11 protein-coding genes are annotated in these 12,891 nt (G+C 45.1%); all 11 read right to left on the minus strand.

The annotated features are described in order from the left end of the window. Positions 1 to 333: 333 nt before the first annotated feature. Complete coding sequence (gene cyoE, locus MKY41_RS14230) at positions 334 to 1,242, minus strand: heme o synthase (RefSeq protein ID WP_340745760.1); 909 nt, start codon at positions 1,240 to 1,242, stop codon at positions 334 to 336. Positions 1,243 to 1,599: 357 nt separating this feature from the next. Continuing rightward, positions 1,600 to 2,346: an amino acid ABC transporter ATP-binding protein gene (locus tag MKY41_RS14235; RefSeq protein ID WP_340745761.1), complete on the minus strand. Its 747-nt coding sequence runs from the start codon at positions 2,344 to 2,346 to the stop codon at positions 1,600 to 1,602. Between the two features lie 14 nt (positions 2,347 to 2,360). Beyond that, positions 2,361 to 3,020, minus strand: a complete 660-nt coding sequence (locus MKY41_RS14240; RefSeq protein WP_340745762.1) for an amino acid ABC transporter permease — start codon at positions 3,018 to 3,020, stop codon at positions 2,361 to 2,363. 67 nt (positions 3,021 to 3,087) lie between these two features. Continuing rightward, the gene (locus MKY41_RS14245; protein WP_340745763.1) at positions 3,088 to 3,927 is read right to left on the minus strand and encodes an amino acid ABC transporter substrate-binding protein; all 840 of its coding nucleotides are present in this window, start codon (positions 3,925 to 3,927) and stop codon (positions 3,088 to 3,090) included. Positions 3,928 to 4,117: 190 nt separating this feature from the next. After that, complete coding sequence (locus MKY41_RS14250; protein WP_340745764.1) at positions 4,118 to 4,909, minus strand: ABC transporter ATP-binding protein; 792 nt, start codon at positions 4,907 to 4,909, stop codon at positions 4,118 to 4,120. 145 nt (positions 4,910 to 5,054) lie between these two features. Then, on the minus strand, positions 5,055 to 6,329 hold the full coding sequence (locus MKY41_RS14255; protein WP_340745765.1) for an ABC transporter substrate-binding protein: 1,275 nt from the start codon (positions 6,327 to 6,329) through the stop codon (positions 5,055 to 5,057). Between the two features lie 72 nt (positions 6,330 to 6,401). Next, positions 6,402 to 7,463 (minus strand): branched-chain amino acid ABC transporter permease, encoded by a 1,062-nt coding sequence (locus MKY41_RS14260; protein ID WP_340745766.1) that lies wholly within the window; start codon positions 7,461 to 7,463, stop codon positions 6,402 to 6,404. A 4-nt stretch (positions 7,464 to 7,467) separates the two neighbouring features. Further along, a complete protein-coding gene (locus MKY41_RS14265) occupies positions 7,468 to 8,352 on the minus strand; it encodes a branched-chain amino acid ABC transporter permease (protein ID WP_340745767.1) in 885 nt (294 codons plus the stop codon). Between the two features lie 3 nt (positions 8,353 to 8,355). Beyond that, positions 8,356 to 10,254, minus strand: a complete 1,899-nt coding sequence (locus tag MKY41_RS14270) for an AMP-binding protein (RefSeq protein WP_340745768.1) — start codon at positions 10,252 to 10,254, stop codon at positions 8,356 to 8,358. Between the two features lie 15 nt (positions 10,255 to 10,269). Then, positions 10,270 to 11,043 (minus strand): ABC transporter ATP-binding protein, encoded by a 774-nt coding sequence (locus tag MKY41_RS14275; RefSeq protein WP_340745769.1) that lies wholly within the window; start codon positions 11,041 to 11,043, stop codon positions 10,270 to 10,272. A 576-nt stretch (positions 11,044 to 11,619) separates the two neighbouring features. Then, positions 11,620 to 12,462 carry an STAS domain-containing protein gene (locus tag MKY41_RS14280; protein WP_340746461.1) on the minus strand — a complete coding sequence of 281 codons (843 nt, stop codon included), beginning with the start codon at positions 12,460 to 12,462 and terminating at the stop codon, positions 11,620 to 11,622. Positions 12,463 to 12,891: the final 429 nt, after the last annotated feature.

Raw genomic sequence — 12,891 nt, forward strand, 5'->3', positions numbered from 1 at the left:
ATCCATCATCAGTGATTGATTCGGAGGCGGGGGTTTTTTTATGAATCAATCACGCCTTGGCGTGATTGCGTCCGGATTTTTTCGAGCTTGAGGCCGACAGGATGTCGGTCATGCAGTCGTTGCGACAGGACGTCGCGTACTTAGACTGCCTTCCTCTTAAAAAGCTCCCCTTAAAAATCCGTGACATCCGCCGGAGGCTTTATCTTTATTCAGCGGGAGTTTGAGAACACCCGTTGAACAGGAGATAAAACCGCATTCATCCGATCACCCATAAAGCCGAGAGTCTTCCGCTGAATAAAGATAAAAAAACTCCGAAACCAAAAGTTCCGAAGCCTAGAAAATGGTGACGACTACCATAGTAAGAAAGAGAATCGCCATATAATTGACCGAGTAAAGAAAATTTAAATGGGCCCACTTCATATTATCCTTCGTATAGAAGCCCATGATGCTGATGACAAGATACCCGATATTCAAGGCGGTCGCGATGATGATGAACGTCATACCAAGCGATACGAGATAAAATGGCAGCGGAAGCAGGCACGCTACGTAGACAGCCATTTGACGCTTCGTCATATCGAATCCGCGGACAACCGGAAGCATGGCCACCTTCGCAGCGCGATATTCCTCATATTTTTTCATCGCGATGGCAAACGTATGGGGCATTTGCCAGATGAATAAAATAATGAACAGAATAATCGGCACGATATGATACGCCGAGGTCACGGCCGACCAGCCAATCAATGGCGTTACAGCACCCGACACACTCCCGATCACTGTATTTAATGTATATTTCCGTTTCGACCACATCGTATAGAGCACGACATAGGTGAACCAGCCGATAAACCCGTAAAAGGCTGCCTCAAATGTCGTGAAAAATAATAAGATCATCCCGATTGCCGATAACGCAATCCCGATAATCAAGACACTCTGCAAGGAAATATTCCCCGTCACGGTCGGTCGCTTCTGGGTCCGCGCCATTACCTTGTCGATATCTGCGTCGTACCAGTTATTAAGGACAAGCGCTCCAGCCATTAGCAGGGTGCTCCCGATGATCGTCAATAAAAAAAGGTCCATTTGAGAAATGAACGTCGTTTCCGTGAAATGAAGTGCCAACCAAAAACCGGTGAATACCGGAAGTACGTTAGCGATTAAGACAGGCGCTTTAAAAAGCGACTTCATGTCGGCTATGAATGTGGACGTATTTTGCTTTTCACTAACCGAAAGCACTCCATCTTTATTCATCTATAACCTCTCCTTAGCCTTGCTTGAAAAAAGCAGTGATACTTGCTCCTATTCAATAATATACCACTTCTGCAAGGCAAATTTCACCCACCTATTTTCCTTTTTCATAAAATCCACACCCGTTGTTCACAATTTCGTGAAAAAGCGGGGGCTATTTGTCAATCGAACAGCGAAGGGTTCGATTTGCCGTATTTCTGCGCACTTTGCAGAAAGTAAGGAACCTTCACGATATTCTGCATGAACTAGCGTCCGAAGCTAGACGCGAAACAAGATCCAATTCGAAGGTTATCCACATGCCAAGGTTTTACAATTTCCTAGACCATGAAAAAACCACTCCCTAAAGAGTGGCGTCTTCCTCTATTTCAAACTGCGATTCAAAAATGCCCGTGTCCGGTCATGCTTCGGCTTCGTGAACAATTCTGAAGGATGACCAGCTTCCACGATTTCACCGCCGTCCATGAAAACAGCCCGATTGGCCACTTCTTGTGCGAAGCCCATCTCATGCGTGACGACAATCATCGTCATATGCTCCTTCGCAAGATCCTTCATCACTTCCAACACTTCTCCTGTCAACTCTGGGTCAAGTGCAGATGTCGGCTCATCGAACAGCAGGATTTCGGGGTTCATCATCAAAGCCCGCGCGATGGCAACCCGCTGTTTTTGACCTCCTGACAATTTGGATGGATAGACCGTGGCCTTATCGGACAGCCCAATTTTTGCAAGCAACTCGGCACTCCGCTTTTGAAAATCCATCACAGATTCCCGCTTCGTCAATCGTGGAGCCAATTCGAGATTTTCCCTCACCGTCAGATGCGGAAAGAGATCAAAATGCTGGAACACCATCCCCATCTTAGACGTGACCTTTTTGATGTCTTGCGGTTTGGAATAAACCCCGTCTTTCACCAAATAATCACCAGCTACGCTAATGGTGCCGCCATTGACATACTCCAGGTGGACCAGGCTTCGAAGCATTGTACTCTTTCCAGATCCCGATGGTCCAATAACAGCGACCACATCATTTTTATTCACATCAAATGTAATATTCTTCAGTACTTCCAGCGGTCCAAATGACTTTTTCAGATTGCGTATTTCAATGATTGCCATGGTTCCTACTCCTTTTAGTCAAATTTAAACCGCTTCTCCAGCCATTTGAAGAATGTCGTCAAGGTCAATGTAATCATCAGGTAAATGATTCCCGCAATGAAGAACGGGACGATGGTGAAATCCCGATTGACCGCAGTCTGCGCGAAATGCAATAATTCCGGAACCGCTACTGCATAGAGCAAGGCGGTATCTTTGACGAGCGTGACGGATTCATTCGCCACTGCCGGCAAGGCAATCCGGAACATTTGCGGCAGGATGACCCGGGTCGTCGTCTGCCATTTATTGAGTCCTAGAACTTGAGCCGCTTCATATTGCCCTTTGTCGATTGCCAGAAGGCCTCCTCTGAAAATCTCTGCAAAATACGCAGCATAGTTCAGGACGAAACCTAGGCAAGCCGCCACAAACCGATCCAGCACCAAATACTCGCCCACGATCGGCAATAGCGGTAAACCGAATACGACAAACAGGAGTTGGAGTAGTAGCGGAGTTCCCCGCAGCAAGTAAATATACGTACTGGCCAACCAGGAAAGCGGCTTGAAACTGCTCCGTACGGCAAGGGTCAGGAGGAATCCCAACGGAATGGAAAGGACAATCGCAATGATGAACAAGAGAACGGTCACTTGTGCCCCTTCTAGCATCGGTTTCAATATATTGTTTAGATATTCGAACGACATGAAGGTTTCCTCCAAAAACAAAACAGGGTTTCGCTAGGAAATCCTGTTTGTCCACTATTTGTACTTCTTATTTTACAACTTTATCTTCGCCGAACCATTTATTTGAAATTTCAGCAGCTGTTCCGTCTTCATTCATTGCATCGAGTGCGGCTTGAAGGCTTTCCAGCAACTCTTCGTTCCCTTTTTTAACGCCGACGCCATACTCTTCAGGAGCGAGGGATTCTTCAAGAACTTTAAATGTGCCTTCTTCCTTCGACATGTAATAGTCAATGACGACTTCGTCAATTACGACAGCATCCACACGGCCCGTTTTCAAATCTGTCAATGCTAAGACGTTGTCTGCAAATTCTGTAATATCCTTCACTTTTTCATGCACAGGATCCGCGCTTAGCGCATCAGATGCCGAGGATAGCGCTTGAAGGCCTATCACTTTGCCATCCAAGTCAGCCAACTTTGTAATTTCTTCATTGTCCGCAAGCGTAGCGACAACTTGTGCATTACGCAGATATGGTTTTGTGAAAAGGACTTTCTCTTTACGTTCGTCTGTAATCGTATAGCCGTTCCAGATCAAATCAATCCGACCACTGGCCAACTCAGTTTCCTTCGTCTTCCAATCGATTGGCTGGAATTTCGCCTCCATGCCCATATGCTCGGCTGCCGCTCTTGCATAGTCGATATCAAAGCCGACAATTTCGTTTTTCTCGTCACGGAAGCCCATTGGTGCAAATTTATCATCGATACCAATAATGATTGTTTCTTTCTCAGCCTTATCTTCGCCTTCAGTAGCTGTGTCCGTTGTTCCAGATGTGGAGTCAGTTTTGTCTTCCTCCGTCTTGGACGTCCCACAGGCCGAGATAAGTGCTAATATACCCACCATCATCAGTAGACCAAATGCAAATCGTTTCATCGTACTGTTTCCCCTTCCATCTATCTATGTATGCTACATGCAATACTTTAGTACGTTAACACTCTATAAGGATAACATGGTTAGTACGAAAATAAAACCCCGAAGTGTGAACAACAAAAGGCGCCAAGTAAAGAAACAATCTTCCGACTGTTCCTGCACTTGGCCCCTATGGATAGCAGCCCCCAAAGCATTACCAGACGACCCGTTGGCGACGTTTATATACTTTACTATTGCGGTAATCTTTTTCGTCTTCTTTGCCAATTCCCAAGTAATGTTCACGAACTTCTTCATTGGACAACAGATCCTCGGCATTGCCCTGCATGACGACACGACCGCCTTCCATTATGTAGCCGTAATCGGCAATGCCAAGTGCCACATTGGCATTCTGTTCAACTACCAGAATGGACATGCCTTCCTCTTTATTGATCTGCTTAATGTTTTGGAAGATTTCCTGTACGAGCAATGGCGCGATTCCAAGGGATGGTTCATCCAGCAAAAGGAGCTTCGGCTTAGCCATCAGACCTCTTCCGATCGCCAACATTTGCTGTTCTCCACCTGAAAGGAAACCGGCTTTACGGCCTTGCAGCATCTTTAACTTCGGAAAATACTCATAGATCTGGTTGATATCCCTTTTAATGTTGGAACGGTCCTTTCGCGTATAAGCTCCAGCAATCAGATTTTCCTCAACCGTCAAGTCTTTGAAGACGCGTCTTCCTTCCATACTGAGAAAGATGCCGCTCCGGACAATGACATCGGGTGTCGTATTCCCGATATTTTTACCAAGAAATTCAATGGACCCATCAGTGATCAGTCCACCCTCCCCTGCTAAAAGACCGGAAATGGCTTTCAAAGTCGTCGATTTTCCGGCACCGTTACTCCCCAGCAACGCAACAATCTTTCCTTCTGGAACATGAAGCGACATCCCTTTAAGCGCTAAAATGATTTTGTCATAAACCGCCTCAATATTATTTACATGGAGCATCGAACTTCTCCTCCCCGATCAAATACACTTCTTGTATTTGTGAATGATACCTTACAGAAAAGGACAAACGGGAAATCGCATGGAAAAATCCGATGCTTCTCCCGTCTGAGTCCCTTTATAAGCGGGAAATCCCGCCGAATGTCAATTAGTCATTATGGCTAATGTATTCAGTGAGCTGTTCCCACTTACCGTTTTTAACGATTCCAAGGCGAGTCTTATCTGTACCTGCGTGGTTATCAGCACTGAAAGTAACAGGTGCACCAAGGCCGCCAAGATCTAGGTCAGTCAAAGTTTCCAAACCGGCACGGATCGCTTCACCATCAAGCTCCCCATCCGTCTGTTTAGCAGCTGCTTCGATACCGGCAGCCATGATTTTCGCTGTAGTCCATCCTTGTACGAACTTTTGGTCGATGTCTTCTAGCGTTTTTCCTTCCCCTTTAAGATACTCTTCGATTTCAGCCATTCCAGGGAAGTCCTCATATGGCATTGCATGTGAAAGGATACCCATGTAACCTTCTGCAATGTCCGCGCCTACAATATCAATAACTCCTTCACCGGATGCCCAGTTCAAACCGAAAAATTGCGTATCGATATCGAGTGTTTTGGCATCCCGAAGAATAGTGGAAGTAGCAGCCCAAGTTTGTTGGATGATCGCATAATCAGGATTTTTCTTCTCCATGTTCAACAATTGAGATTGCGCTTCTGTCGCCTGTACGTCGATTACTTGCTCGTCAACTACTTCAACACCGATTTCAGCTGCATACGCCTTAATATCTTCAACTGGAGAACGCCCGAATGCAGTGTCATTGTATAGTAATGCAAGGGTCGGATTGTCCCCTTCGTGATTTTCCTTGATCCACTTGACAATCGTACGGCCTTGGTCAGAATAAGATGCCGCTGTTAAGAAGTTATACGGACTTTCTTCAAGATCTTTCAAGTTTTCCGAATAAGAAGCGGAGAAGTATGGAAGTTTATCGTTTGCTACTTGCTGACGAAGTGCTTCCGTATCTCCAGTTCCCCACCCAAGAACTGCAGAAACCTTCTCTTTGTCACGAAGCTGCTGATAGATTTTTTGTGCTTCCGGAATTGCATAAGCATAGTCTTTTCCGTTTAGTTCAATGGAAACCCCTTCAATGCCGCCTGTTTTTTCCAAATGTTTAAAGAATGCTTGCTCACCTTCAGCGAATGGTGTTCCAACGTCGCCTGTACCTCCTGTAAGGTCGAACAAACCACCAACAACAACTTTACGTTTCTCGCCTGAGCTGGCAGATTCGCCGTCATTGCCGCTTGTGGATGCGCCTTCTGCCGGCCCGTCAGTTGTCGTTGTTTTCCCCGCATCATCCCCGCCGCCGCAAGCCGCAAGGATTAAGAGCATCATCAAACCGACCAATAAAGCTAAAAATTTATTCCTGCTCTTCATATCAAATTCCCCCTTTTTTTGTATGGAAAGAAACCTATGAACATATACATGTCCGGTTTCGAGTTCCCGCCCCTAATACGAAAATGGCCACAATCTGAAATACTTTTTAATATTCAACCATATATGCGCTAATCCGCCTGGTTCGAAAATAAGGAAAAGGATAATCACGGCTCCGAATACGAACTCTTTTAAAGAGGAGAAAAGCTGATACAGATCGGGCATGATGCCAGCCAGGACATCAACAAGCAAACTTAGCAAAACCGGTAATAATGTGATGAATACTGCCCCGAAGATGGAACCAATAATACTGCCAAGCCCACCGATCAGGATCATAGCCAAATATTCAATGGACACATGGAAGCTATACAATTCAGGGCTCACGATCATCGTGTAATGCGCCAATAAGGCCCCGGCAATGCCGACGAAGAAGGAGCTGATGGCAAATGCCATAACTTTGTATTTAAATAGGTTGATCCCCATGATCTGTGCAGCGATATCCCGTTCATGGACCGCCAAGAAAGCGCGTCCCGTCCTAGACCGAAACAGGTTTGTCGCATAAAGGACAGTCAACAATAAGATGACGACGCATAAGTAGTAATAGGCGGTATTACTGGAAAGAGAAAATTCGCCTATTGACGGGCGGCTAAGAACTAACCCAGCCGTTCCTCCTGTGAGACTATCCCATCGACTGATGACAAATAGGATAATGACTTGCGCTGCCAATGTTGCAATGGCCAAATAGAGTCCTTTTAGACGGAGCGATGGAATGCCGAACAACCCGCCGACAACCGCTGTGACAATACCCGCCAATGGTAAAGCGATCCAGAAGCTCAGTCCCAATGTGGATGTCAGGATTGCCGAAGTATAACCACCCACTCCGAGGAAAGCACCTACCCCGATGGAGATTTGACCCGTATATCCTGTCAGAAGATTGAGGCCGATTGCACCAACTGATGCAATCGCACATAACGTCAACAATCCGACCCAATAACTGGACGTGAAAAGAGGTACAGCCAGAACGAGCAGCACGATGACTGCCCATTTGATTTTGACCGACGTTGTCCCAAACATTTTCATATCTTCTTTATATGATGTTTTATATTTCCCACTATTCATTGCAAATGGATTACGCACGAGCTCACACCCTTTCTATTCCCCGTCTGCCGAACAATCCGTATGGTTTGATCATCAAAATGAGGAGGACGATGATAAATGGCACAACCTCTTTCAGACCCCCACCGATAAGCGGATCCAAATATCCTCCAGCCAAACTTTGCAAGACTCCGATGATGAATCCGCCGACAATGGCCCCCAGCACACTGTCGAGACCTCCCAAGATGACAACCGGCAAAACGGTTAGGCCAATTGAAGCCATCGTAGGGCTCAGCCCGTTAATGTTTCCTAATAGGATACCACCGACCGCCGCAACGACTGCCGCAATCGCCCAAGTAGTAGCATAGACATATTTGACGCTAATCCCCATCGACATTGCCGCTTGCTGATCATCAGCTACTGCACGCATGGCGATTCCCATTTTGGAGAATTTGAAGAACAGTGAAAATATGGTTAGCAAGACGATTACAACGATAAACGACCACAAGTAAACCGGTGTTATAATGATGCCGCCAAATTTAAGCGGCGTAGGTGGAAATACTTGAGGGAAAGTTCTTGTCTGATGCCCCCAAATCATGTGCACGGCTCCCCCCAATAGACTGGATAATCCAATGGTCGCCATAATGACAGAAATGACCGGTGCATTCATCAATGGCCGAACTACAAGCCTTTCCACAACTAACCCAAGTAGAGCACTGAAAACCAAAGTAATTGCCACTGCAATTATGAAAGGCACTTTATAAGCTGTCATAAGAATCAAGCAAATGTAAGACCCGATAATGACGAACTCCCCGTTCGCCAGATTCAACGCATCGCTCGCCCGATAGATGAGGACGAAACCCAGTGCCACAAGTCCATAAATACTGCCTACAACGATTCCGGTGACAAGCATTTGAATGAAAAACGTCATATGTTACGCCACCTCCTGCTCAAGTTTCAACTGAATGACTTGAAGACTGATTTCCTCTACATTGTCCAGATCCGACTCGGTCATCATCACTTCATGGCTGTCCGAATACATTCCGTCAATGAGCGATCTGTACTTGTCTTCAATAAATTTCCGTCTCACTTTCAACGTACGAGTGAGCTCACCGTCATTCGCATTGAATTGCTTGTGAAGGATAGCGAATTTCTTAACCCTCGCCTCAGGCGGAACTTTACTCATCAATTTGGTCACTTCTTGTTCGATGAAATCGACAACTTGCGGATGTCTCGACAAGTCGGAGTATTCCGTATAGATGATGCGGTTTTTATCCGCCCATCGACCCACGCTGTTCATATCGACATTCAATATTGCCGTCATATATGGTCTGTCTTTCCCGTAGCAGACCGCCTCTTGGATGTAAGGGCTTGATTTCAATGTGTTCTCAACAATTCTCGGATAAATTGTATTCCCATTCGGTGCTGTGACTATATCCTCCTGTCTATCCAGGATATACAAATGACCGTCGTCGTCCATCCGACCGCAATCACCAATGGAAATCCATCCGTCTACGACCAACTTCCGATCCTCTTCGTTTAAATACTGGGAAAAGATTGCAGGATTCTTAACGAAGATATCCCCATTCTCCTCGACCCGCACTTCCGTATTCGGAAGAGGAATACCTGTACTTCCCGCCCGGATGTCATCGTCGTGGTGAACGAATGCAATACCGGCAAATTCGGTTCCACCATACGTCTGTTTCAAATTCAGTCCGATACTATGGTAGAAGTGAAATGCGTCCGGTTGCAGGGCAGCCCCCGCCACATATGCGCGCCTCGTTCTGGATAAGCCCAAGTGGTCACGGATTGCACTGAAGACAAGGAAGTCACCAAGCTTATACATGAACTGGTCGCCACCAGAAGGCTTCCGGTTATTCAGCTTCGCTTCGGCAACCCGGTCCCCATACTTTTTGAACAGATTGAAGACTTTCTTTTTGAACCAGGTCGACCCTTCCATACGGATTGTGAAATTGGACATGAGCGTCTGATAGACCCGTGGAGGCGCCATCAAAGTCTGTGGTCCGATTTCTCTAAGGTCCCCGATGACCGTATGCGGCTTCTCAGGGAAATTGACGACCGTTCCAGTCAGTAGCGGTATGATCGTACTGAGCACTTTCTCATGGATCCACGAAAGTGGCAGAAAAGAGAAATAGTCGTCCTTTTTCGTCATCTTGTCAATCGCTATCAAACTTTCTGCCGCATTGATCAGATTATCATGGGTCAACATGACTCCTTTCGGATTGCCAGTCGTTGCTGCACTATAGGCAATGACTGCCATATCCTTTCCGAGCGACCGTTCAGTTTGAGTCCGAAAAAAGTCCGGCTGATCTTTTGTCAACAAGCTGCCTTGTTCCAATAACTCGTCAAAGTCGACCAGCTTCGGATGTTTGTAATAACGCATACCTTGTGGATTGTAGTAAATGATGTGCTCCACCAATGGAATTTGCTCTTCGATTTCAAGAAGCTTGTCCACTTGCTCTTGGTCTTCAACGATGACAATACGAGCCTTACAATCATTCAGATAATAGACAATTTGCTCCGGTAATGACTCTTGGTAAATCCCGACTGAAATACCATCCAATACTTGAGTAGCCATTTGTGAAAAGAGCCATTGAGGTTTGTTCTCTCCAATGATTGCTAGTATCTCGCCTTTTTTAAATTGAAACCGATCTGATGATAAGGCGAGCGCAAGTTGCTCGACTTTTTCATAATACTCCCCCCAGGTGATTTCGTTCCATATCCCGAGGTACTTCTGCCTGAGCGCGACTTCATTCTTTTCTTTAGCCGCCCGTTCAGCTAAAAGTCCAGGCAATGTTCTTTCTAATCCCATCGCATGTCAACCCCTTTAAATAACGTTTTCTTCCCCAATGTATGCTTTAATGACGTCCGGATTTTTCTGGATTTCCTCAGGTGTCCCGAAGCCAATACGTTTTCCGAAATCCAAGACGGCAATATGGTCAGAAAGACTCATTACAATCCCCAGATCGTGCTCAATCAAGACAACGGTAGCGTTCATGACCTCATGCATATCTAATATGAAACGTGCCATCAGGTCCTTCTCCGCATTATTCATCCCTGCCATCGGCTCGTCCAACAGAATCAGTTCAGGGCCTAATGCCAAGGCCCTCCCCACCTCAACCCGCTTCTGCAATCCATATGGCAGCGTTCCGACAGGCGTATGCCGAATGTCCTGAAGCTCCAGAAACTCGATTACTTCTTCCACTTTACGTCGATGTGCGATCTCCTCATTCGATGCTTTTCCCACGAAGAAGCCCCCGGTAATCGGTCCTGAATTCATCAGCGTATGCCGACCTAACTTCAAGTTATCGAGCACAGACATCTGTGCAAACAGTGCAATGTTCTGGAAAGCCCGGGCAATGCCCAATGTTGTGCGCATATACGGTTTCATATTTATAATCTCTTGGCCTTTGAACCGTATGGATCCGCTGGTCGGCTGGTAAAGCCCACTGATGCAGTTCAACATACTTGTCTTCCCAGCACCATTCGGCCCAATCAGCGAGAAAATCTCCCCTTCTTCAATATGATACGTAACGCTATCTAGTGCTTTTACACCCCCAAATTGTAAAGACACATTTTCTATTTCTAGTATAGGTCCCACATTGAATCCCCCTCTTCCCGTCCACAACTAATTGTAAGCGTTGTCATGATTCTACAGAGAACTAGATAATTTGTCAATGCACTTTTCGTAATTTTACGAAAGTTATAAAGTATAAGAATCGGAATTATTAAAATTAATTATATTAGTATAGAAATAAACGGAATTGAATGTGGTTTCTCCTAATTACTTCGCAGTTCCTTATAACTTAAGACTGTTAAAAATGCCATTATATTAACATTTATCGCCATACCAAACAATTAGCTCCGCCATTTCTCCTCCATGAACGAACCAAAAAATGTTATCCATACTTAATAATCCTTATCCTATAACAGTTTTTCTTTTTTCACTTTGTTTCATATACAAGAAAAAACCATTGCGGTAAATTTCTCTACCTGCAATGGTTTTAATTCGACAATTTTTTTATTTCCGAGGCTTTATAAAATTCTGCTCATATTGAAATCGATCAATTACTCATAGCATATTTATATGCGCCGATTATCCCTCTACTCGGGTTGCGCACCTGCAAAACAATTTTTTTACATAAAATCGTTTCCTATATAATAGCCGGATTGCATGTCACTCAGACGCCACATAATATCTGCCCTTAAAAGCTTGCTGCAAAGAGCTGAACGTTTCCACTTGCGAAAAGTCAAGTCCCAATTGAATAGCAGTTTGGGCAATTTCCGGGCGAATTCCGGTTATCGTCGAATGAATACCTAAAAGTTTCAAGACTTGCGTAATCTGAAAGATTTGATGAGCCACCATCGTATCGATGATCTTGACGCCCGACAAGTCGATGAATAGATGACGGACACCTACCGTTACGCATTTATTGGGAAGATAGTCCATGAAAGCCTGAGCGCGCATCGTGTCGATATCTCCGATCAATGGCAAAATCCCGACAGTATCGTCAATTTTTATGACGGGAGTCCATAGCTCCTCAATCAGACTTTGCTGTGCCATGAATCTCTTATCAATGATGGCGTGATACATCTCCGCAAATTGAACGTTCAGCTCGTCAAATGCAATATGGATCAGATCTCCCCAATGAATGATATCTTCCAGATCTACTTCATTCTTTTTCAAAGAAGCAAACCGTTGCACGAAGGTCCAGAAGGTATGCCTGACATTGCTCAAAGCATCCAACACTTCATGGATTGGCGTATTGCTATTCACCCGGCTCTCCGCCACAATGGCTGCCCAGCTCTTCTTATTGTTCTCAAACTCCTCTTTATTGTCCAAAAGACTGCTGGCTATTGTAATGTTCGTCAATCGGTTCTGCTCCCGAAGCAGAACCTCCGTTGAGCGGTCGGCATCAATCGAGTAAATCGATCCTTCTTTCTCATCCCGGTACGTGAGCCACTCATCTGTAATTGCTTCCAAATTATCAATTAAATATTCATGAAGTTGTACATCCATACCACTCAACTCGTCTTCCACCTTCCATCCATTTTTAAAAAATGGGTTGGTTTATTCAAATACTTCTAGGTGTCTTCACGTCGATGCTGTCAATGAAACTGAAGAATACAAACAAGCAAGAAGCAGAGGTTCCCTGCCTGCTAAAGTTTTGATACTCATTATAGCACAACTTTTATAGGCTCAAAGATTTGTTTTTTCATCACGGAATAGATATTTACTCATAAGCAATATTCTATAATGAATAGACAGAATAAGCCAAGAGACTCATCCATAGTAGGCTGTATCTATTGAACTAAAATTTAAAAACAGATTTCCCACCGATGATTTCCGTTCCGCGCGGGAGTCGCCGCCGTCCACTCCAAGCAACTGAAACCGCTCACTACAAATCATGTGTCCATCCTATATAAGTGAGAATCAAAAAAAGACAGG

Origin of the sequence: Sporosarcina sp. FSL W7-1349 (assembly GCF_038003045.1) — a bacterium.
GTDB lineage: Bacteria > Bacillota > Bacilli > Bacillales_A > Planococcaceae > Sporosarcina.